Raw genomic sequence first — 21,205 nt, 5'->3', positions numbered from 1 at the left:
GTAAAGAACGAGGGTGGCGGTCGGTTCCGCCGTGAATGTCTTCTGCTCGTACGTCTCGGTGCTGAACCAGCCGTCGATAATGCCGCCCGCTCGTTCCGCTTTGTAGTCGACCTGCCAGGGCCCATCGTGCGCCTGACAGTTTGCATGAGTACTCCTCTGATCTGTGGGTCTGAGGAGACTACTACTGCACAGTAGAGTTCGTTCGCGCCCGGACGGCGGCGCGCGTTGACGAGTTCCTAGTCGTTGTCGAGCAGGGAAGCCACACAGCGTTGCAGCTCCTCGAGCTGCTTCGTCACCGCGACGTCCTGATCGACGAACGCGTCATCGGCGAACTCGTCCAGGTGCCACTCATCGAAGGTCGCCTTGACCGACTTAGGCGCCACGCCACGGGCATACGTGATTTCGTGGCTCTCGATAGCCGCTTGCTCCTCATCCAAGAAGGACGTGCAACAAAGGTACATCCGGGCAGCGATCGCGATGCCCCGAACTTGAGTACTCGGGATTCTCCACGGCCGAAGACTCGCCAGCCGTTGGATCTCCTCGCTGCGCGCTTCCCGCCAGGACGCCTGCATCTCGGCCTTGGTCGTCTTCGGGTTCAGCGCCCAACGCGACCACTCGGGATCAGCATCCTTCTCCAGCCCCCACTTCTCGACCTCCTCTTCTATCCACGCGGCACGGCGTGCCTTGTAGGCCGTCATAAAGTTGGACAGGACTCGATCCGAAATGGGCGTCTTCGTCCAGAAGTCGATGTACCCCGAGACCCCGTCGTACTCGACGGGCGGGAATAGGAAGCTTCCTGTAGCAGACTCGGCCAACTGGCCCTCCGGTCGTGTCTCCGCCTGGGGCGCGAACTGTCCACCGGCGCCTCCTGGGCTGCCGCTGGGGAGGTGCTGTGGCTGAGTGATTGTCACTGTCGTACTCCCTTGATCGTAGTTGGCGTCGACGTTGAGACCGGAGCGGGTGAGCGGGGCGGCTCACTGTTCGATGAGACTCCAGCGGCCGCTTCCGCCACACGGTTCATCGCCTTCTGGTCAGCCTTGTCCCGCGCCCTCTGCTGCACCTGCTCACGCTTGGCCACTGCCGCCTGCTCCTGCGCCTGGTGAGCGCGGTACCGCTGGATCATCTGGGCGCGTTCGGTCTTTCGGGTGCCGACCGCCTTGTCGATTCGGTGGGCGACGTAGCTGGCCGCGGCGACCTGGCCGAACGGCATCGTGGCTGCTGCGACGGCGACCGCGGTGTAGCGGACTGGCCGGGAGGTCACGGCCGCCTTGATGTCGCGTCGAAGCGCGGGAGCTGCTGCGGCGGCCGACGCGGCGGTGTTCTTGATGTCGCGGCCGAGGCCGCCCCCGACGGCGGTGGCGTGCGCGCCGAGGGTGGCGCTCGCGTTGCTGGCGAGCGCTCGCGTGCGGGATGCGGTGGCGACAATCGACCATTTGGCGACAGGTGTCTGGCCGTCCCGCGCCGGGACGTTGCTCGTCGCGAGCGCGACACGGTCGAGGTTGCGCTCCCGGGTCGCGTCGATGCGCTCGCGCTGCTGCGTCGTGAGCCCGTACCTCTCGCGCTGTTTCGCCCACGCGTCGGACCGTGCCGCCTTCGCCTGTGTGAGGAACGTGGTCGCGCCGGCGGCGGCGCGCGTTCTGGCCTCGCCCATCATTCGCGTGCGGGTCTCCTTGTCGGAGGATGCGTACGCCAGCGCCTGCTGGGCTCCCCCGTAGATGGTCTTAGCCCCGCTGAGCACGCGGCCGCCGGCGTTCCGCGCGAGCGTGCCGGCTCCGCGTACCGCTCCAACCGTGTTGCTGGCCGCGAGGGCGACCCGTTCGCCCGCGCCAAGCGCACTCGCGGTTCCCGGGTTGTTGGCTCGGTCGAGCCCGCGAGCGGCGGCGAGGTCTGTTTTCGCCTCGGCCTTCCGCTCACGGGTGGACATGTTCACCTTGGCGGCGGCGGCCTGAAGGTCCTTCTGCCCTTCCTTCGCCGACGCGTTGGCGGCGTTGCGCACGCCGCCGTCCATGCCGCCCCGGTTGCCGATGCGGTTACCGATCCTGCCTCCGGTGGCGCGACTGACCATGTCGGATCCGACGCTGCGAGCAGCATCAACCGCCCGCGACTTGGCCCGCTTCGCGATGGAACTCATCACCGCGGACCCGGTTGCGCCGCCGGCTGCACCCCAGGCGAACGCGCCCTTGGGTGTCATTGGTGACGGAAGCTTGAACAGCTTCACGAAGAGGTAATGGATCATCACGACCGCGATGACGGGGGCGAGACCGGACCAGAGAAGGCCCATCGGTGTGCCTGCGCCCCAGAGGGTCTGCCCGAATGTGACCATGATCTTCGTGAACATGGCGATGAGGCCGAAGAGGAGCACCGCCCCGGCGGAGAACACCGTGACGCCGAGAAGGTGCTGCGCCATCTGCACGATCTTCTCGGTCGCGCCGTTGCGGTTGAACAGGGCGAGCAGGGTCACCGCGAACAGCGCGAGCACGAAACCGATGAGGAAGATCTTCGCGCCGATGACGAGCAACCCGATCGCGCCGAACACCAGCATCATCAGAACGGCCGAGATCACGTAGGTGATGGACGCGACGTTACCGACGGACGTGTCGGTGCCGTGCAGCGCCTTCACGAAATTCAGCACCCGCGGGTCGGAGGATTTCTTCTCGAGGTCGCCGGACGCGGTGTCGCCGATGTCGAAAGCGTCCGGGAACTGACCAGCCCCGCCGGTCCACCAGCTCTTGTCCGGGAACTCACCCGACCCACCGGTCCACCAGTTCCGGCAGTCGTCCCCGGTGACGAGGGGCCTGCCGTTGTCGGGGCGTGCGGCGCCCCAACCCTCAGCGACGGTGAAGCTCGTGCCGTCGCTGCTCACACGGCACGCCGCCCAGGCGATGAGGAAACGATCCTCCTCATCCTTGTTCCTCGCGGTGAACACGGGCCCAGCTTTGCCGGATGTGCCGGCCAGGGCAGTCTCGTTGTCGATCACCTGGTGGTTTCCGCGCTTGGAGATGTTCTGGGTCTCCTCGGCCGTGATCGTCGGAGAGTTGACCTCGAGGCCGCGACACCACATGTACGCGCCGTACGGGTTGTCCGACCCGTATTGAGCGGTCTTCCACGCTTCGATGCCGGTGGCGCGCCAGAGGCTGTTGATGACCTTCGTGATCCCACTGCTGCTGGTCGCGGAGACGTTCGCCGCGTCGTACTCTTGCAACCTGTTGTCGAGGCCGCTCTCGAATGCGTCGCAGGAGAACGACTCCCCGGCGCCACCCGGCGTGTCCTGCGCGTTGACAACCTGGTCCTGCACGGAAATGAAGCCCTGAGCGGCCTCGTTGCCGCCGAAGGACACGGCGTCGTTGACCTTCGAGACGACCCAGCCCGGTGAGCCTGGACCGGGGACGTACTTGCCGTTTGACGTGGTGCTCTGGCTGGCTCCGGCGGCCATGATCGTCAGCACAGCGACGACTACAGCGAGGCTGAGGACCCGTTTGAGGACAGCCGCTCCCCCGCGGGCCCGGCTGCGGTAGTACATCGTACCCACGGTGATCACGAGCCCGGTGGCCAGGATTCCCACCAGGGTGAGATTCGGGGTCGTCGTCGCTGTCGGGAACAGCTGCGTCCCCATCTGCCCGACGGCTTTGTCGACGGATTCACCGGCGACGTCCATGATGTTGAACTCGATGGCCGTGCGGGAGATCTCACCGTTCACATACCAGATCGTGTTCCCGGCGGTCATCGACGTGATCTGGTTCGTGTTCCGCGACACCTTCTCCGCGAACTCGCTCATGATGCTCGGGGAGAACTTGTCGTGGAACGACATGCTGGAGAGGAACCAGCGGTTGATGGCGAGGTACGGGTTCCTGATGAAAGTCTCGCTGGAATTATTCCCGTTCTTGTCAGCGGCGACAAAGACGGTCGGCGCGGAGCCGGCCGCGTCCGCGGCCGGCCCCTCAGCAAGGACAGCGGCAGCTGCGGGTGCGGCGCTGCCGACCACGACGGCGACCGCTACGAGGAGCAGGAAGGCGATGCGCTTGAATCTCACTCGATGTACGTCACTTTCAGACTGTCGTCGGCGTGCGGGTTCGCGCGGCCGATGCCGGGCGCCACCGCTCGGTGACCGTGGTCGGCGCTGGCGAAGAGATCATCGGCGTCGTCGAGGTCGGTGGGGTCGTAGGCCTCGTTCCGGATCACGGAGGGCACGAGGATGTGAAGCTGGGTGGCGAGAACGGGTTCTGAGCAGACGAACACCGTGGAGTTGACGGCCTTGCCGCGGTGCCTGTCCCACATGGACGCGTATCGACGAAGCCCGAGGCCGCGCCGGCTGCGCTGGTCGACGAGGAACAGCCCGGCTGCCACACCGATGACCGGGACGATCAGCGATGCGGCCGAGAGGCTGAAGGCGCTGAGAAGGGCGGCGACGACGAGTGCGGCGGGGACGGAAGCGGCGAGGGAGAGCACGACGACAATGAAGGTGAACCGGTTGAGTTCGACCGTCACGACGATCACCTCACGGTCGAGGTTTCGCCGTTTGCCGGTTAGGTACGTCAACCCGTAGGCGTAGCCGTAGCTCACGGTCTCCGTCATTCTGTACGCCTACTTGATGACGCCGATGAGGAAACTGAAGACGCTGATGCTGACGTTGATGATGACGCTGACCAGATTCAGGATCAGCGGGATCACGACGACGGGGCCGGCGAAGACCGCGGCAATGATGACGCTCCACCAGGGGAAGCCCGACAGCGCGCCACCTCCGCCTCCGCCCTTGCGCTTCTGCCACGCCCACGGGATCACTCCGACGAGGAGCACGACGACACCGATCACTGTGAGCGCTTCGTTCAAGCCCGTGGTGTTGCTGGTGATCGTGCGCCAGAGCGCCTCCCAGCCTGCGGCGAGGTTGATCTTCTCCATGGTGCTTCCTTCGTTTCGTGTCGGCGTCTATCGCCATGCAGCGGCAACTCGGCCCGGCGGGGCGCCTCGTTCAGTACCCTGCGGCGGGCGATCCGGCGGGGGTCAGGCCGCTGTCTTGGCTCGGCTGGACGCGATGCTCAGCGCGGATCCGTAGAGGTCCTCGGCGTAGCTGGGCTGGCGGAGCAGCTGGCCGACCGCGCGCTCCCGGTCGCTCATGCTGAGGTCGCCGAACGGGGCGAACAGGGCGGCGTCCTGCGCCTCCGTGGTCTCTCCCCGCTCCCAGTCGCGGGCGAGCTGCTCGACGCCGCCCGGGTGGCTTACGACTGCCGCAGCCGCAGCCTTCGCCCGGACGGCGTCGAGGGTGCCGCGCTGCACCTTGGGCGCGTCGGAGACGTCAGCGAAGTGGTTCCAGGCCTCAGCCTTCACAGACGAGCGCGTGTGCTTGGGGAGGGCGGTCCCGTCGCCGAGGACGAGGTCCCCGTGCGTGTTCTTACGCTCGAGGCTGTCGACAATGTCGGCGAGCGGCGAGGTGTCGTTCGCAAACGGGGCGTCGGTCTCCTCCGCGACGAGAGTGTCCCCGAAGGTGAACTCCTCGCCGAGCGGCGTGCTCAGGGACGTCTCCCTGTTTTCGAGGTAGTAGTGCGCGCCGGGGCGACGGCCGGGCTTGAACTCGGTCAGACGGATGTGGTCGGCGAGCCGCTTGTACTCGGCGCTGGTCATCGACCGGCCGAGTTCCTTCTCCTGCTCGGCGCGGGTCTTCTTCAGCAGGGCCCGGCCGGTGAGGTCCTCGTGGCGTACATTCGGGTCGAGGTACCGGGACGCGACGGCCCGCGCGGCCGCGTTCAGCAGCGCCGGATTGTCACGGAGGGCGGAGAGACCGTTCGTCCGCTGCTGGGCGAGCAGGTCGACGATCGTGTCCTGTGCGATGTCATCGCGAGTGTCCGGGCTCATCTGGTATCGGAATGCGAACCGGCGGGCGGCCCGCTGAATGGCTGCAACTCCGACTGCGTCGTCGATGAGACGCGCGGCGCGCTCGCTGGTCTGCGTGAGGGTGCCTTCGAGTAGCGAGCCGGCGCCCTGCGGCGTCAGCGAGCCGGCCCCGTAGTTGAGGCTCGCCTCGGGATCGGTGTTCTGCTTAGTCGTGAAGCTGCCCGCGTTGTTCGGGTGGCCGCGCGGGTGCATGTCGGCGTTCCAGTCGGTCATGGTGGGCATGTACGCGGCGCGCGGCCGAAGTTGCACGCCGGTCTTCGGATCAGCCCGGAGACACGCTCGGCCTGCGGTAGTCGAGCCCGTTCGCACGCGCGAACGTCTGAATCGCCTCGATCGTCAGCTCGACGACGATGTCGGTCGGCCCGACGAGACTGTCCGTCTCGCTCATCACGTTCAGCTCGCCCGTGCTGTCGCCCATCGCCGCGGTGAGGATCTCGCCCTTGCGCTCGAGGACGCGCTGCACGTGCTCGTCGATCGTTCCGAGCGCGATGAGGAAGTCCGCCGTGATCGCATTCTGCTGACCGATGCGGTGCTGACGGTCGATGGCCTGGCCGATGAGGGCGGGAGTCCATGCGAGCTCGGCGAAGCAACTGTTGGCTCCTCTGGTGAGGGTGATGCCCACACCGGCCGCAGTAATCCCGCACACGAGCACGGGTAGCTGCCCCGCCTGGTACCGGTCCAACGCGAGGTTCTTGTCCTTGTCGCTCGTGGCTCCGACGATGACTCCGTGCGGCACTTTCGCCTCCGTCAGCGCCGTGGTGATCGCGTCCAGCACGTTCTTGTGGTGGATCCAGACGACCAGCGGTTCCAAGTAGACCGGGTTTCCGTTGGGGCCGGACACGGTTGCTACGGCGACGTGCTCGAGGATGCGCTCGACCGCGGTCGGGACCTTCAGGAGCCCAGCGGCTTGCAGGAGGAGGGAGACGAAGCGCAGGCTCTCCTGGGCGTACTCGACGATCTCGTCGACCGGCTCGTCCTGCCCCGGGCGAACAGCAACATGGGACGGCAGCCGCTTGTAGGTGCTATGGAACTCCTCGACCCATTTGGTGATGGTCTCGATGATCTCGGCGTGCGCGGCCCGGTAGGGCTTGAGGTCGACGTCAAGCAGGATCGCGCGGCGACTAACAGGGGGCAGGTCCGGTAGCACGCGCTCCTTCGTGCGTCGCACCCACACGTGCTTGCGGAGCAGGTCTAGCAGTTCGGGAAGGTGCTGCTTGCGCGCGTGCCACGTGCCGTATCGGTCCTGCCTGCAGTAACGGTTGAGGAACGCGGACGGCCCGCCGAAGACGCTGGTGAGGTGACCGGTGAACTCGAGGATGGGGACGAGGTCCTGGGGGCCGGCGAGCATGGGGGTGCCCGTGATCGCGACGCGGCGCAGGCCCGGGACGCTGGTGACGAGGTCGAGGACAGCCTCGGATCGTTTGCCGCCGATGGTCTTCGCGCGATGTGCCTCGTCGTAGCCGGCGATCGTCGGCGCCCACGCGCGGATACGGTCGACGACGGTGGGACGATTGGCCAGGAGCGAGTCGGCGACGACGACGACCTTCTTGCCGTCCAGGGTCGGCTCTTTCCGACCAGCGCGGAACGTCGCGATCTCCTCGCTCGTAGCCAACCCGGTCATCTCGATCTCGCGGCCCCAGTTGGTCAGCACGACGGGAGGACAGATGACCAGGGTCCGCTCCGACCTGAGGACAGCGGCAGCGGCGATGAAGCTATAGGTCTTGCCTACGCCGGGTGAGTCGCACAATGCAGTGTGGCCCGCCGCGACCGCGAGCGTTCCGGGCACCTGGTGACCCATCAGCGTCACTCCGAACCAGGCCGGCAGGTGGCCGACGATGGACGCCGCGTCGCGGATTTCCTGGGGCACGTCCGCCTGCGTAACAGCCGACCCGAGCGTGGCAGCGAGCCGCTCGGCGCCGGGCACCGCCGGCGAGTCGTTGTGCACCTCGATGGCTCGCTGGATGACATTTTCCGGGAAACTGACGCCGCGGCGGACGGTACCGCGGTCGAGGACGTCAGCGACGGGCATGTTCAGCCGGCCGGACTTCTTGTCATAGGTGGCGGCGACGCCGACACGCTCCCGGGTGAGGTCGAAGCCGAGGAACCGGTGACGCACCCAGACGGTCCGCCGGTTCGGCGCGAGCATCGCAACCGGTGTGACGAGCTGGTTGATGGAGGTGACTATCGCGAGCGGGTGGTCCCCGGTCGGATAGATGACCTGCACGCCGGCGTCGACGAGGATCTGCTCAGGGTTCTCGCCGAGCCCGGTGACCGTCCAGCTCTTCGTCTTCACGTCGAAGGCGCGACCGGGGAGACCGCGGACCCAGTCGAGCATGGTGACCCGGGTCTGGGTGTGGTGGCGCATGAAGCCGGTGAAGGTCATCCGCAGGCGCGGGTACGCGATCGTCCCATCGAGCTCGGCGTAGCCGGTGGGTTGATTCTCAACGGCCGCTGGCGTGAGTGCGAAAAGAGTCATGCGGTCGCATGTGGCGCGATTGGCGGAAGCCGGATGAGCGCGACATGGGCGGTGTGCAGGGGTTCGGCGCCGCTGCAAGGCTCCTCGCCGTCGGCGCTGGCAGCGGCGTCCGTGAGGGTCCGCTCCTCGCGGAGGCGCTGCACGATGGTCCGGTTCCTGGAGCCGTCGAGGATGCGCCAGCCGAAGACGATCAGCCAGACGGCCGCTCCGACGAATGCGGCCGCTCCCATGTGGTCGCCCGTGGCGGCCTCGACGATCAGGTTCAGCAGGTCGGCGCAGACAACCATCATCAGTGCCCCGCGTTGGACGGTCGCAGCCCGGTACCGTTGGGCGCTTCCGGGCACGGCCAGTACCCGGCAAATCGAGGCGGCGCAGTAGACGATGGTCAGCGCGATCGTCGGGATTGTCATGAGCGTGTCGAGCGCTTCGAGATTCAGGAGGGACGTCACCCCGGCCTCTATGCGCGGCGGCGTCAGCAGCCGGCAAGGACCTCCTGGATCTTCGCCTTGTCGGCTGTGGAGACCGTGAGCTGGTACTTGGTGAGCACCGTCACCGTCGATTCGACGTAGTGGCAGGCATCGGCGGCGTTGGAGGGCATCCACTCGGACGGGCCCTTGCCGCCCTTGGCGCCGTTGGCGGGGCCGTCTGCAGCGAGGAGGACCACCGGGTCGTTCGCGTAGGTGAGGCGCTGCTCGTTGGTCCAGTTCCAGGCTCCCGACTGCCACGCTTTGAGCAGAGGCACAATGTGGTCAATCTGCACTGCCGAGCTCGTCTTCACGCCGCGGACGAACTCGATCGTCTTCCCGGTGTAGGGGTCGGCGAGCGTGCCGGTGGCGACCTTGCAGTCATTGCCGGCGGTGAAGACGATGTTGGTGAGGTCACGGTGGAGGATGTCGTTTCGGCTATCGCAACCGTTCTTGTCCGTGTCCGCCCATGGGGTGCCGAACTTCGCCCGGTCGTAGATGGGGATCCGGATCTGTGGCGTGATCGTCAGCGTCTCGAGGGCGGCGAGGTACGCCGCAGCGTCTTGGCTGGCGGTGGTGACGTCACCTCCGCCCTCGCCTCTGCTACCTGAGGCGAGGCCGTCCGCGATGTCGTCACCGAAGTCGGTGACTGAGTCGGTGGCGTGTTGTGACGCGCGCCCGAATCCGTCGACGTTGTCCGCGGTGTCGTCGCCGAGCGCCACTCGGATTGGGGTGACGATCGCGGAATCCCAATTGCCCTGCTGGATGATGAAGCCACAGAAGAGTCCGAGCACGACGATGACGACGGCGAGACGTCTGAAGAAGGTACGCATGTCCGGGATGTAAGCGGCGGCACTCAGAAGGTGCGCTCGGGCGGGACGTGGTGGTGGGCCGTTAATCGATCCGGAATTACGTCCACGCGGTCGAGGTCAGGGAAGGACTCATCGACAGGCGGCGGCTGGATCGGGGTGACGTATGCAAGCTCGCCGCTCAGCGCGGGCGGTGGGGCGGTGACGGGCTCGGCGGACCGTTCGATCGGATCTGACGGCGCCGGTGCCCGCAGGACAGGCGGCAGGACCTTCTGCACAGTCGTCGCTCTCGGCCCGACGGCGGACGCCTTCACAACCGGCCCTCCGCAGCCCAGTGTGATCGTGCAGCGTGCGGGTGGTGGTGCCACGTCAGCAAAGGCGAACCGGCCGCAGACCCGGCAGGCGAAGATCGTCCTCATCGGCTTGATGCTGAGGTACGGGAGCACGTCCATGTGCTCGTCGAGGAGAGTCTGCTGCGCGTCGGTGAGGATGATGTGCTCATGGGCGTCTGGACGCCGGGCGAGGTCCCGCCAGGTGTTGGTGCCGGAATTCTTCAGGATTTGCAGCGCGAGGTTGACCGCCTGCACGGCTGAGGGGGCGTCCCGGATGTGAACGATGCGACGGTCAGCTTTCCGCTTCGGTGCTGCCATCAGAGGTGACGTCCCGCGCGCAGAAGAGCGGCGACACCGGCGACGGTCGATACGACAGCCATGCCGAGGAGGCTGTTGAGGCTGGTGTCGTTGAGCACAGTGCGCAATACCTCGAGGGCGGCACCGACAGCCACGAGGAGCCAGCCGAGGCGGGCGAGCCGAGTCTCACGGAGCGTAGGTTCGTCAGGGTTCATGGACCGTCTATGCGCGGCCTGCGCACGCGTTGCGGACGGTCAGGACAGGGGGTAGTCCGGCTCGCCGATGCGGATGACCTGACCGAGGGTCGGGGTGTTCGGATCACCTGACCATTCGATGGTGACGTTCCAAATGCCGCGTTGCTGCTGGCTGTAGCGTTCCGGTTCTCCGTAGCTGCCCCAGTAGTCGGCGATGACGTCGAAGGTGACCGTCGTCGGCTCCTGGGACACGAACGCTGCGTACGGTTCCCCGTGCGTGGCGCCCTTCGCGACCCAGTCGACTTCGCCGTCGTGCCGCTCGAGCGCGAGCCCGGTGAGCTCGTCGGCGACGTCTGCGCTCGCTCCGGCGGCGAGCAGTCGCGCTTCCCGGTCGGCGGCTGTCTCTGCCGAGTCGAACATCGCGTACGCCTGGACGACGGCGATCGCTTCGGCGCGAAACGCGGACAGGTCGACGGCAGGGTGGAGGAGATCATGTTCGCCGTGCGTGAGGTTCTCCTGCATGTCAACGTTCGCCTCAGCGTCCTCCGGTGGTTCCACGTCGTCGTTGACGGGGCTGCTCTGCGCCGTGAACGTCGGCGTCGGCGTCGGGGTGGGCGCTACGGGGCCCGGTCGCAAGGCCCCCACGACAGCGATGAGGGCGACGGCGACGAGTGTGACGGTGCCTGCGGCGAGCAGGATGAGTCTGGTGCGTGGTGACATCGGGTCCTCAGAACGTTGGGGTGGTGGACAGGTCGCTGCCGACAGGGATGACGCGAAGGTCTATTCCCTTGGCGAGGAGGAAGTAAATCGGGTCCTGACCGAAAGCGTCGCCGACGGCGCCAGCGAAGGTGCGGAAGTCGAGGTGCGGACCGTAGGCGAGACCGGTCATCCCGGAGTTCCCGATGTGCTGCCCGGCGGTGACGGTGTCGCCGACGTTGACGAGGACCCCGCCGACGTTCAGGTGGTTGTACTGCGAGTGGGAGCCGTCGCCGTGCTCGATGGTGATCGTGTTGCCGAGGCCACCCGAGCCGGAGTGCTGGGCTTCGACGACAGTCCCGCCCGCGACAGCGACGATCGGCGTGTTCATCGGGACGGCGAGGTCGATTCCGTAATGGAAAGGTCGAGCGCCGGGCACCCCGAAGCGGGGCCCGTAGAAGTCCACGTAGCTCAGGCCTGCAGTGCCGATGGCGATGGGGCTCGTCCATCCGCCGACGATGCCGGGACCGGAACCGCCGCCGCCGCAGCTACCGGTCGTGCCGGGGGCGGTGCTGGGGGTCGTGCCGGGTGTGCCTGGCACTCCGCCGTTGCCGACTCCGGTGATTAGGGTCGACTCGGCGGGGATGGGGACGACTTGGGCTGTGGCGAAGTTCGCGTTGACGAACGCGGTCGCGGCCTGCTCGTGCTTGTCGTAGTGCGGCCGCAGCCCGTCCTGGTAGATCTGCACGTTGATGGCCGCTTCGGAGAGGACCATTGTCTGCCAGCCGGCGACGCCGGCGAGTCGTCCGAGGAACGTTGCCGCGGCACCGTCCGCGCTCATCCGCAGGGCCAGCGAGCCCCAGCCCGCTTTGCGCTGCTGGAACAATCCGCGGCTGTCCGGACCGGCCGTGTCGCCGTAGTCGATGCGGCGCATCCCGGATTCCTGGTACGCGGTCGCGACGGCGATGATCGCCGCTCGTCTCTGGTCCGATTCGGACGCGAACGTGGACTTGGCGACGCCGACGATGGTGATGGTGTTGGTCATCTGCTCGGTGTCGAACGCCCACTCGCCGACATTGGTCCCACCAGGAGCTCCCGAGCCCCCCAGAGTCGACGTGCCACCGCCCGGGGTACAGGTGAGCGTCCCCTGGCCGAGGAACCACTTCAGCGCCTGGTCGAACACCTGCCCGGCTTCCGCTGAGCTGAGCCCGTACGCGGTCAGCGCCGCGACGTACATGTCTTTCACGCCTTTCGCCGCTGCCTTGTGTGCGTCGCTCGTTCCAACAGTGCGGTTGCTGTCACTGACGTTGAAGACAGTTCCGATTCCGAGGTCGCGGAATTCCCGGTTGGGGTCGGTTTTGCGAACCTCGGCGACGAGCTTGTCGGTGTCCAACGGCACGTTCTTCTTCTGGCTGACTGCGAGAGTTACCTGCCAGGGCACCTCACCGCGGCTCGTGCCGGTGATGAAGTCGTAGACGGTCTCCCGATCGACGCCGGACTCTTCCACGGCGGTGGCGGAGATCTCGTTGTTCGAGTCGACGAGCATCCCGATGCTGGAGATGACCGTCGTGGCGATGAACAGCGGGATAGCGACGAGTGTCACGACGAGGAAGACGACGGCGCCGATGATCCAGCGGCGGGCAGTCCTGTTCTTGACAAGCGCCGTGACCGCGCCTTTCACCGACCCTGCCACGAGCGCCGTGCCGCCGCTGGCGGCACCGGCAACGGCCGACTGGGCGGCGCCCTTCCCCGCACCTTTGACGATGTCGCCGACGACGCCTTTCACCGCGGCGACTTTCGTCTCGGGTTCCGGCGTCGACCGCTGCTGCGCGATACCGCGAGCGATGCCGGTGAGAGAGGGCTGCCCAGTCGGCTTCGGGCTGTCCACACGCAGTTTCGGACGCGCCTGGATCTTCGGGGAGCTCTCGGGGAGCTTCGGGGTCTCGGCCATCAGCGTCCGTACCATTCCCCGACGAGGCGGTTCATGCGCACGGTGAAGTACTTCCGCCGACGACGTTCGATGCGTTTGCGGTAGAAGGCGCTGAGCATCTTCGGACCTTTAGAGAGATTGCATGCGGCGCAGGCGGCGACGAGGTTCTGCATCGACGTGGCACCGCCCTTCGACCACGGGTAGAAGTGGTCCGCGTGGTGGGCGTTGCGGGAGCAACGGAGGAAGAACAGTGCGCCGTCGAACTCGCACCTGCCGTCAGCACGAGCGAACCCGGTCGTTCGCTGCGGACCGGTGAAGGCGCGTTGCGGGTCGGTGGACGCGCTGCCTCGCGAAGCTCGAGCGACGATCGCGAGCAGCACGACGACGCCTGGCAGAAGCAGAGCGGGTACCGGGTTCCGGCTGACCCAGGTCAGCAGGGTGTCGACAACGTCTAGCAGGGTGTGATCTCCGCGAACATCTCGGCAAAGTCCTCCGGGGTCATCTGACCGAACCAGGTGGGCGCGTACTCCTCGGCGAGTTCGTCCTCGGGAACGTTGACGGTGGCGAGAAGCCGCTGTGCGGTCGGGTCTACGGTGCCGGCTGCTACTGCGTGCATTGCCCACTCCAACTCGCGCTAATACTGACGGCGCTTCCGCTGGTCGCGGAGGCGTAGTAGGTTCCGGCCTTGCCGGACACGGTGACAGAGCCGCTGCCGGACCCGGAGCCAGCACCTGACACGGAGATCGCCCCGGACGAGGCGAACGTGACGGTCGCGGAACTGGAGCAGCTGACGGTAAGAGACGCGGTGAAATCCTGTGCCGCCGGCGCCTCCGGCTCGGGTGCCGGCACGGGTGCGGCGGGCGGCGACCCGCTGTTCGCTGCCTCTTGCTTGGCGGCAATGCGGGCGGCTTCCGCTGCTGCGGCCTGCTCGGCGGCGACGCGAGCGGCCTCCGCTGCTGCCACCTGCTCCGCGGCGACGCGAGCCGCGTCGTCGGCGGCGGCTTTCACCGCCTGGGCGTTCTGGGTGTTCGCGGTGACGGTGGCTGTCGCGGTCCCGAGCTTGGATGCGCACTCGGCCATGTCGGTGACGCTCTTCTCATCAGCGAGGACGCCAAAGCATTTGGATATCTGCTCGGCGAACACGGCTCGTTCTGGTTCGGGGATCCAGGTCACGGACGCGTCGTAGACGGTCTTCGACCCCTCAAGCTGGTCTTTCAGCTCCGCCTGCGTGCGCAGGATGTTTTTAACGTTGGGGCCAGGCGTCGGGGCGAGGGTCACGATCGGGGCTGGGCCGACAACGCCTTCGGCGAGCGTGGTGACGAGGGAGTTGATGACCGGCCATTGCCAGACGGCCCCGGCGCCGAGCGCGACGACTACGAGGACGGCACCGGTCGCGCGTGCCGCCCGGGTGGTCAGATACCAGCGAAGGGTCGCTCGGCGGGTACGCAGCAGGGAGATAGGGCGGTCACGGCCCATGAGGATCTCCCTTCGGGTTGAGGCAGAGGGATGGTGGGGTCGCACGGCGTGCGCGACCCCACCAGAGGTGTCCTAGAAGCTAGAACTGCACGTCGGCGCCGGGCGCGCCCGCGACGGGCACGAGCACCGGAGTCGTGACGGGGGCGACCGCGGGAGCCGCCACGGGAGCCACGGGAGCGGCCACGGGAGCCGCAGGCGCGGCGACCTGCGGGACGACCGGCGGCGCCGTGGTTACCCCGTAATCGGGTGCGCCTTGCGGGCGGGCTGACGCCTTCGTGTAGACGGCGGTGCCGTACTTCAGTGAGATCGCGACCTCATCGGCCTGGACCTCAACGGAGACGCGATTCTCCTGGGTCTTCGTATCGACGTAACCCCGCTGCTTCCAGGTGCCCTGGACCACGACCCTCTGGCCCTTGCGCGCGCTCGCAGCGAGGTGCTCCGCGTCGTAGCGCCAGATGGAGCAGCGAGCGAAGAACGCATCGCCGTCCTTCCACTCGTTGGTCGCTCGATCGAATACGCGCTCGGTCTGCGCGACCGAGAAGTTCACCACGGCGACGCCGCTTTCGGTGTACTTGAGCTCAGGGTCCTCGGTCAGGTTGCCGACGATGATCGCTGGGATGCTGTTTGCCATTTGGTTTCGTCCCTTACTGTCGCCCACCGCAGGCGTCACCTCGGTGGGGGTGCAGGCCTGTTGGGCGGAAGTGCCCGTCGGTGCCTGCTTGTTTCCTCTATGCGCGGTCCGTTGGCGAGCTGTCAGTGGCGCTGGCGAGAGAGTCGATGACGGTGCCGCGCAGACGCGCGATCACCGTAGATTCGCGATGGCCTGTTACGTCGGCGACCTGGCTGAGGAGCGTGGCCGCGACGTCGACGAGACCGAAGATGATGCTCTGGTGGCTCGTCGTCCGCAGGAGCGCGTGCATGTCCTCGGCCGTCTCGGGCGTGAACACCTGCGCTCGGCCTTGGATGAACACGTCGTGGGAGCTGAACGCCTCGAGGACGGCGAGGCCGGTCAAAGCGCGTTCCAGCGCGTTCTCGTCGGCAGGAACGGCCGTGGCGAGGTACACCTCCCGGAACGCGCGAGCGTGGCGGAGGTGGTCACGGATGTCGGGCATGGCCCGGTGCGGTTTCGCGGGAAGTGGCGGGAGGATGTCTAGCTTCGTCGCCCGCTTGTACGCACGGACCTGCACGCCGACGTCGTCGGACCAGTAGGTGAGGCGCGCGGCAAATCGCGGCATCTGAGCGGCGACGACCCGGCGGTCGAAGTGGCCGACGCCGCTTCCGGCGAGGGCGATGTCGTGGGCGCCTTCGAAACGCGCGATCATCTCGAGGATACGGTCCTCGGCGTCACGGACGGTGTGCTTGGGTAGGGACGGGTTTCGGACGTCGTCGAGCAGACCGGACGCTGTGTGCATGGCAAGTACCGTCGGGTTCGCTTCGACCACACGGATGCCGTCCAGGCTGGGGTCGAATAGCATCTCGAACGCGTCGAGCTCGGTGTACTCCTCATCGGTGGCGATGACGCCGACCTCCCAGAGCTCGGAGTCGGAGTCGAGGCTGACTCCTTCGAAGTCCAGGTGAATGAGCGCGAGCGGCTTCTGCAAGGTCACGATGTCTCTCGATAGGGGTGCTCGGTGATGCCGGAGCGTGGTGCCCCGACATCGCTTCTATGCGCGGTGACCTCAGGCGGTGCGCGTGAGTGCCAGCGCGGGCGAGGCCGTCCGCCCGATGACCTCCTTGCGGACGCGGACGTTGTGCAGCTTCACCGTCGTCGTCGGCTTCTTGTGCGCCGATGGGCACCGGTGGCCATTTGCCTCGTCGTAGTAGCGACCGCAGACGTCGTGCCGGCCGAGGGCGACCCGGTCACGTTTGTACTTGATGAGGCGGTTGTACACGGCGCCCGGCGACGTTGAGAAGCGCACCTGTTCGTACTCCTCCCGGCCGACGGTGTAGCCGTAGACCCGACCGTTCAGGCTGATCACTATCTGCTGGGCGGCGTCGTTGTAGCCGACACCGCGGATCCAGTCGGACTGAGGGGTCTCCACGAGCTTCACGCCACCGGCCGCGAACCGCTGACGCCGGCGCTCGAGCAGGTCCTCCACTTGGCCGAGCGCTCGGGACGGGCGACGGTCCTCGAGCGTGGCGGACACCGCCTCCGACACGTACGAGGCCGCCGCGGGCGGCATCTCGAGGCCGGACACTGACCACTCACCGCCGACGCCCTTCGTGACACGGACGTAACCGGAGACCGTTCCGCCGGGGTACTCGGCCTCGACAGGCACGTCGAACGTCTGCCCATTGATTTCCTCCGCGTACCGCTTGATGGACGTGACCGACGGCATGCGCACGGCGACGCCGGCGCCCCTGTACAGCATCCGGTGCGTGCGGCGATGCTCGGTGAGCGCGCGGCCGTTCGTCATCGCCGGGGTGTAGTCGTCCGGCATCTGGTGGTAGCTGGCCTTCGGCGCGAACTCCGCGCGGTTGAAGTGCGACTGCCACCACCGGTTGATTCCGTCTGTGCGGCGGGGCGTGCCGTCGGCGGGTCCGCTGCCGGCGCGGACGTAGCCCGCCTCTCGTAACGCCCGACGACGAGCGCGGAGCTGAACGGCGACGTCGCCGGGGTTGGAGACCGCGGTCAGGCTCACCTCGGGCTCGGAGCGCAGGTGAGTGAGGAACTGGCCGCCGCCACCGGCCGGGGACTCGGCGGGACGGCGGACGACGTCCTGCTCACGCCAGGAAGATTTGTTGACCATGCTCCGCATGTACGTGGCGCGCGAGCAAAGCTGCTCACCCAGTTTCCGCGGCCACCTCGATGACGGCCAACGTCGTGATGAGGTCCGTGTCGACGACGGCGAACGAGGTGCCGTGCTCCGACGGCCAGGTGTTCAAGGTCGGCTGAGTGCCGGTGAACGCGAGCACCCGCTGCGCGAGCTTCGACGTCGGCATCAGCCCGTTGCGCCGGACGATGTCGGTACTCCCGTCGTAAGGGCGGGCGACGAGCACGCGCAGGCTCGAGTCGACGACAGGCAATGGGGAGGGCTCCGGCGCAGGCTGCGCCTGCGCCGGAACGGGTGCGGGCGCCTTCGCCGCCGTCGTGCGCGATGCCTGCGGCCGGGGCACGGTGGCGAACGCAATCCTCGGGATGTCGGTCGGCGGGAGGTGACCCTGCACCGGGTCATGCACCGGGACGGGATACACCTGGTTCACCTGCAGCTGATGCTCGGTCGTTTCGACGACGTTGTCTTCGTCGTCCTCCGACTCGAATACCCGGATCTTCACTCGCGCGCTGACGGCGAGGACGCCGCCGATGTTAGGCATCGTGCCGGCCATCTTGGTCGCCTCGACCGTGTCGTTCCACATGACCGCTTCGACGCTCGCTCGCGGGCCCTCGATGGTGAGGCCGGCCATCTGACCGCCGCGGTACGGCTTTTCCGCGTACCGTCCGAGGAGCCCGAGCACGGTGACAGACGCGCCGTCCTCGTTCGGGACCTCTTCGACGGCGGACGCGCGCATGTGGAACGATCGACCGCCCGCCTCACGGTGGTGGCGCCACGCGGACACCTCGTCGTGCAGCTGGATGAGGGGGTGCGTGCCGAGGCTGACGAGCAGGCGCTGACGCTGTCTCGCGGAGCGTTCGAGGTAGCCCCATTCGATGGGCGGTGGCACGATGTCGTTGCCAGTCTTTGCGATGCGCGCGGTCGCGTGCTGACCCATGCGAGGTCCGAATTCGTCTAGCGCGCCCGCTTCGACGAGACCTTCGAGGTGGTTCGTCGGCAGGTACTTCAGGCTGTCGCTCCCGTCGGCGGCGCTCCCGCCCTGGCGGACACGGTTGGCGACGTCGGCGAGGGAGGTGAACGGCTTGCCGGACTCCTCGCGCACGCGCGCGATGCGCTCTCCGCTGTCGCCGACGCCCTTGATCTCTTTCAGCCCCAGCCGCACACTCGTCGGGCCTTCTGGGCGGGAATGCGCGCCGGAGCGGTTGACGTCCGGGGCGAGAACCTCGATGCCTTCCTCGGGCAGGGACCGAAGCGCCTGCTGACGCTTTTCCGGCTTCTCGGTCACGGCGAGGATCGCGGCTCCGTACGCGGCTGGCCAGTTCGCCTTCAGGTAGGCGGTGATGTACGCGAGTTGCGCGTACGCGGCCGAGTGGGAGGCGTTGAAGAGGTACTCGCCGGAACCCTTCATCGCCTCCCACATGACGAGGGCGGTGCGCTCACTCATCGCAGGTGACGTGATCTTTCCGGTGATCGGGTCGCGGAAGTCCTGCACACAGCCGGCGATGAACATCTGGCCGACCTTGGCCATTTTCACCTTGTCCTTCTTGCCGACGGCGCGGCGCAGGAGCCCGCGGGCATCGACGTCGAAACCGGCCATCACGCGCCCCAGAGACATGAGCTGCTCCTGAAAAACGAGAGAACCCAACGTTTCCCCGAGCACGGAGGCGATCACCGCCTGCTCGTTGGGGTCACTCGTGAAGATGCTGTAGTCGACGGCTTCACGGCCGTTCTTCCGGCGTGCGTAGTGCTGATCCATGCCTGCGGACAGGGGCCCGGGGCGAAAGAGCGCGACGAGAGCGGAGAGGTCACGGAGGTTGGTCGGGCCGACGTCCTGAGCGAGCTCGGTCATCTTCGGGCTCTCCAGCTGGAACAGGCCTGAGGTTCGTCCTTCCCGGATCGTCCTGAACGCCGCGTCGACACGAGGGTCGCCCTGCGTGTTCGGGTGCGGCATCCGGTCGAAGTCGAGCTGCTCCCCGGTCTGCTCGTAGATGAAGGTGATCGCCTGGTGGGCGATGTCGAGGTTCCGCAGCGACAGGATGTCGAGCTTCAGGAGCCCAAACGCTTCCGCGTCTTTCGAGTCCCACTGGGAGACCCACCGGCCGGTCTTGCTGTCGATGCGCAGCGGGATGAGGTCGGTGAGGTCGAGGTCGGAGACGATGACGCCGCACGCGTGGATGCTGACCCCGGACACGGTGCCGGCGAATTGGCGGGCGAGAGCAACGACCTCCTCACCTTTCTCCCCCAGCTTGGCCAGTTGGTCCCGGAACGGGTCGGCCTCGCCGAGGGTGAGGTCCTCGAGCTGGGCGAAGGTGAACGGGTTGCCGCCAGCGATAGGTACCACCTTCGCGAGCTTGTCGCCGACACTGCCTGCTTCGAGTACTCGAGCGGCCGACTTCAACGCCTGCTTCGTCTTCGCCGATCCGAAAGCTCCGATGAGAGCCACGCAGTGCGATCCCCACTTGCGCTGCAGGTAGTCCAGGATGTCCGCGCGGCGGAGCGCCTCGAAGTCGACGTCGAAGTCCGGGAAGTCCGGCCGCCCGGGCTCGAGGAACCGCTCGAAAAGAAGGCTGTTCTCCAGCGGGCACAGTCCCGTGATGCCGAGGCAGTACGCGGTGATGGAGCCGGCGCCGGAACCGCGGCCGGGACCTACGAGGATGCTGTTCGCGCGAGCCCACGCGACGATGTCATGGACGATGAGGAAGTAGTCGATGAACCCGGCGTCGCGGATGATCGCGAGCTCCTCGTTCAAGCGCGCGCGCACGTCCGGCCGGAGAGTCAAGTCGCCGTACCGGGAGATCGCGCCCTGCGTGACGAGGTGATGGTAGTAGTGGAGGTTGTCCGAGAAGCCGTCCGGTGTCGGGAACGCTGGCAGCTTCGGCGCGGGGCGCGGGAGGACCCGGTCGTCGACTCGGTCGGCGACCAGCATGGTGTTCGTGACAGCCTCAGCCCACCATGCCTCGGGACGGAGATCGAGCATCTCCTCCTCGCTGCGGTGGTGGTAGCCGGTGCCGGAGAAGCGGTAGCGCTTCTGGTCGGAGACGAGCGCCTTCGTCGACACGGCCAGCCAGGCGTCGTGGGCGTCGGCATCGTGGGCGTGCGTGTGGTGGGAGTCGTTCGTGGCGACGAGTGGGATGTCGTGCTCCTGCGCGAGCTGCACGGCAAGGTGGAGAAGGGCCGACTCCGACTCGATGCCGTGCTCCATCACCTCGACGTACACGTTCTCGCGACCAACGGTGGCAATCATCTTGAGCAGATTCGCCTCCGCCTGCGAGTAGTCACCGCGGGACAGCGGTCCGAGGATCGGCCCCCCGAGACAGCCGGAAAGGATGACGACACCTTCGGCGTGCTGCTTCACGAGGGCGTAGTCGATGCGGGCGTATTTGCCCCATTTCGTCTTCTGTGCCGCGTTGTTGATGCGGACGAGGTTCCGCCAGCCGGTCTCGGAGACGGCGAGGAGCGTCAGGTGCTCGTACTTCTTGGTCTTGGTCCTGGACTTGGCCGGTTTCGGCTCCCCGTTCTCGTCGAGGCCCCCCGCCTCGTCATCAGCGTCGGCGCTGTCATCGCTGTCGTCCGCGAGTTCGCCGTCGGCGAGTTCGACCTGGTTGTGCTGGAAACGGTCGCCGATAGCGAGGTACGCCTCGATGCCGGGAATGAGCTTCACGCCGTGCAGGTCCGCCGCGTTCTGCGCTTTCCACAGACCGCCGAGCGTGCCGTGGTCGGTGATCGCGAGCGCCGGCTGGCCGAGCGCGGCCGTCCGCGCGAACAGGTCCGAGATCTTCGCGAGGGAGTCGAGTTCGCTGTGCTCCGAGTGGGTGTGCAACGACACGTAGCGTGACGGGGAGGCAGCGTCGGTCATGAACGGTCTATGCGC

At 67.0% G+C, this 21,205-nt stretch carries 19 protein-coding genes; all 19 read right to left on the bottom strand.

What is annotated here, in order from left to right:
* Positions 1-236: 236 nt before the first annotated feature.
* The 19 genes from B0H03_RS14815 to B0H03_RS14735 all read right to left on the bottom strand — a co-directional run bounded on the left by B0H03_RS14815 (position 237) and on the right by B0H03_RS14735 (position 21,190).
* Positions 237-911, bottom strand: coding sequence for a hypothetical protein (locus B0H03_RS14815; RefSeq protein WP_104354184.1), 675 nt, complete (start codon positions 909-911; stop codon positions 237-239).
* On the bottom strand, positions 908-4,030 hold the full coding sequence (locus B0H03_RS14810) for an MATE family efflux transporter (RefSeq protein ID WP_104354183.1): 3,123 nt from the start codon (positions 4,028-4,030) through the stop codon (positions 908-910). Before B0H03_RS14810 ends, B0H03_RS14815 begins: the two co-directional genes overlap by 4 nt.
* The gene (locus B0H03_RS14805) at positions 4,027-4,572 is read right to left on the bottom strand and encodes a hypothetical protein (protein WP_109714918.1); all 546 of its coding nucleotides are present in this window, start codon (positions 4,570-4,572) and stop codon (positions 4,027-4,029) included. The genes B0H03_RS14810 and B0H03_RS14805 overlap by 4 nt, the downstream gene beginning before the upstream one ends.
* Positions 4,573-4,581: 9 nt before the next feature.
* Entirely contained in the window at positions 4,582-4,896 is a 315-nt protein-coding gene (locus tag B0H03_RS14800) for a hypothetical protein (protein WP_104354181.1), read from the bottom strand.
* Positions 4,897-4,998: 102 nt separating this feature from the next.
* The gene (locus tag B0H03_RS14795; RefSeq protein WP_127843886.1) at positions 4,999-6,099 is read right to left on the bottom strand and encodes a hypothetical protein; all 1,101 of its coding nucleotides are present in this window, start codon (positions 6,097-6,099) and stop codon (positions 4,999-5,001) included.
* Positions 6,100-6,148: 49 nt separating this feature from the next.
* Positions 6,149-8,362 (bottom strand): DEAD/DEAH box helicase, encoded by a 2,214-nt coding sequence (locus B0H03_RS14790; protein WP_104354179.1) that lies wholly within the window; start codon positions 8,360-8,362, stop codon positions 6,149-6,151.
* A complete protein-coding gene (locus B0H03_RS14785; RefSeq protein WP_104354178.1) occupies positions 8,359-8,811 on the bottom strand; it encodes a hypothetical protein in 453 nt (150 codons plus the stop codon). The genes B0H03_RS14790 and B0H03_RS14785 overlap by 4 nt, the downstream gene beginning before the upstream one ends.
* A 23-nt stretch (positions 8,812-8,834) precedes the next feature.
* Complete coding sequence (locus tag B0H03_RS14780; protein WP_104354177.1) at positions 8,835-9,659, bottom strand: HNH endonuclease family protein; 825 nt, start codon at positions 9,657-9,659, stop codon at positions 8,835-8,837.
* A gap of 23 nt (positions 9,660-9,682) precedes the next feature.
* Entirely contained in the window at positions 9,683-10,285 is a 603-nt protein-coding gene (locus B0H03_RS14775) for a hypothetical protein (RefSeq protein ID WP_104354176.1), read from the bottom strand.
* The gene (locus tag B0H03_RS14770) at positions 10,285-10,479 is read right to left on the bottom strand and encodes a hypothetical protein (protein ID WP_104354175.1); all 195 of its coding nucleotides are present in this window, start codon (positions 10,477-10,479) and stop codon (positions 10,285-10,287) included. The genes B0H03_RS14775 and B0H03_RS14770 overlap by 1 nt, the downstream gene beginning before the upstream one ends.
* Positions 10,480-10,518: 39 nt before the next feature.
* A complete protein-coding gene (locus B0H03_RS14765; RefSeq protein WP_104354174.1) occupies positions 10,519-11,178 on the bottom strand; it encodes a hypothetical protein in 660 nt (219 codons plus the stop codon).
* Between the two features lie 7 nt (positions 11,179-11,185).
* Complete coding sequence (locus tag B0H03_RS14760; protein ID WP_160487381.1) at positions 11,186-13,105, bottom strand: M23 family metallopeptidase; 1,920 nt, start codon at positions 13,103-13,105, stop codon at positions 11,186-11,188.
* The gene (locus B0H03_RS16775) at positions 13,105-13,464 is read right to left on the bottom strand and encodes an HNH endonuclease (RefSeq protein ID WP_160487382.1); all 360 of its coding nucleotides are present in this window, start codon (positions 13,462-13,464) and stop codon (positions 13,105-13,107) included. The genes B0H03_RS14760 and B0H03_RS16775 overlap by 1 nt, the downstream gene beginning before the upstream one ends.
* 71 nt (positions 13,465-13,535) lie before the next feature.
* Positions 13,536-13,700, bottom strand: a complete 165-nt coding sequence (locus B0H03_RS16770; RefSeq protein ID WP_160487383.1) for a hypothetical protein — start codon at positions 13,698-13,700, stop codon at positions 13,536-13,538.
* Positions 13,688-14,560 (bottom strand): hypothetical protein, encoded by an 873-nt coding sequence (locus tag B0H03_RS16765; RefSeq protein ID WP_160487384.1) that lies wholly within the window; start codon positions 14,558-14,560, stop codon positions 13,688-13,690. Before B0H03_RS16765 ends, B0H03_RS16770 begins: the two co-directional genes overlap by 13 nt.
* 79 nt (positions 14,561-14,639) lie before the next feature.
* Entirely contained in the window at positions 14,640-15,191 is a 552-nt protein-coding gene (ssb, locus tag B0H03_RS14750) for a single-stranded DNA-binding protein (protein WP_104354172.1), read from the bottom strand.
* Between the two features lie 97 nt (positions 15,192-15,288).
* Complete coding sequence (locus B0H03_RS14745; protein ID WP_104354171.1) at positions 15,289-16,167, bottom strand: 3'-5' exonuclease family protein; 879 nt, start codon at positions 16,165-16,167, stop codon at positions 15,289-15,291.
* 72 nt (positions 16,168-16,239) lie between these two features.
* Complete coding sequence (locus B0H03_RS14740; RefSeq protein WP_104354170.1) at positions 16,240-17,310, bottom strand: hypothetical protein; 1,071 nt, start codon at positions 17,308-17,310, stop codon at positions 16,240-16,242.
* Between the two features lie 34 nt (positions 17,311-17,344).
* Positions 17,345-21,190 (bottom strand): DNA polymerase III subunit alpha, encoded by a 3,846-nt coding sequence (locus B0H03_RS14735; RefSeq protein WP_160487385.1) that lies wholly within the window; start codon positions 21,188-21,190, stop codon positions 17,345-17,347.
* Positions 21,191-21,205: the final 15 nt, after the last annotated feature.

It is taken from the genome of Rathayibacter iranicus NCPPB 2253 = VKM Ac-1602, assembly GCF_003149025.1.
Classification (GTDB): Bacteria; Actinomycetota; Actinomycetes; order Actinomycetales; family Microbacteriaceae; genus Rathayibacter; species Rathayibacter iranicus.
The sequence above is the reverse complement of the archived record's forward strand: the minus strand, read 5'-3'. Positions and strand labels throughout refer to the sequence as shown.

Excerpts from the sequence above, each read along its gene's own strand:
- B0H03_RS14805 (WP_109714918.1), bottom strand. The coding sequence starts at position 4,572 with ATGACGGAGACCGTGAGCTACGGCTACGCCTACGGGTTGACGTACCTA.
- B0H03_RS14800 (WP_104354181.1), bottom strand. The coding sequence starts at position 4,896 with ATGGAGAAGATCAACCTCGCCGCAGGCTGGGAGGCGCTCTGGCGCACG.
- B0H03_RS14795 (WP_127843886.1), bottom strand. The coding sequence starts at position 6,099 with ATGACCGACTGGAACGCCGACATGCACCCGCGCGGCCACCCGAACAAC.
- B0H03_RS14790 (WP_104354179.1), bottom strand. The coding sequence starts at position 8,362 with ATGACTCTTTTCGCACTCACGCCAGCGGCCGTTGAGAATCAACCCACC.
- B0H03_RS14780 (WP_104354177.1), bottom strand. The coding sequence starts at position 9,659 with ATGCGTACCTTCTTCAGACGTCTCGCCGTCGTCATCGTCGTGCTCGGA.
- B0H03_RS14775 (WP_104354176.1), bottom strand. The coding sequence starts at position 10,285 with ATGGCAGCACCGAAGCGGAAAGCTGACCGTCGCATCGTTCACATCCGG.
- B0H03_RS14770 (WP_104354175.1), bottom strand. The coding sequence starts at position 10,479 with ATGAACCCTGACGAACCTACGCTCCGTGAGACTCGGCTCGCCCGCCTC.
- B0H03_RS14765 (WP_104354174.1), bottom strand. The coding sequence starts at position 11,178 with ATGTCACCACGCACCAGACTCATCCTGCTCGCCGCAGGCACCGTCACA.
- B0H03_RS14760 (WP_160487381.1), bottom strand. The coding sequence starts at position 13,105 with ATGGCCGAGACCCCGAAGCTCCCCGAGAGCTCCCCGAAGATCCAGGCG.
- B0H03_RS16770 (WP_160487383.1), bottom strand. The coding sequence starts at position 13,700 with ATGCACGCAGTAGCAGCCGGCACCGTAGACCCGACCGCACAGCGGCTT.
- B0H03_RS16765 (WP_160487384.1), bottom strand. The coding sequence starts at position 14,560 with ATGGGCCGTGACCGCCCTATCTCCCTGCTGCGTACCCGCCGAGCGACC.
- ssb (WP_104354172.1), bottom strand. The coding sequence starts at position 15,191 with ATGGCAAACAGCATCCCAGCGATCATCGTCGGCAACCTGACCGAGGAC.
- B0H03_RS14740 (WP_104354170.1), bottom strand. The coding sequence starts at position 17,310 with ATGGTCAACAAATCTTCCTGGCGTGAGCAGGACGTCGTCCGCCGTCCC.
- B0H03_RS14735 (WP_160487385.1), bottom strand. The coding sequence starts at position 21,190 with ATGACCGACGCTGCCTCCCCGTCACGCTACGTGTCGTTGCACACCCAC.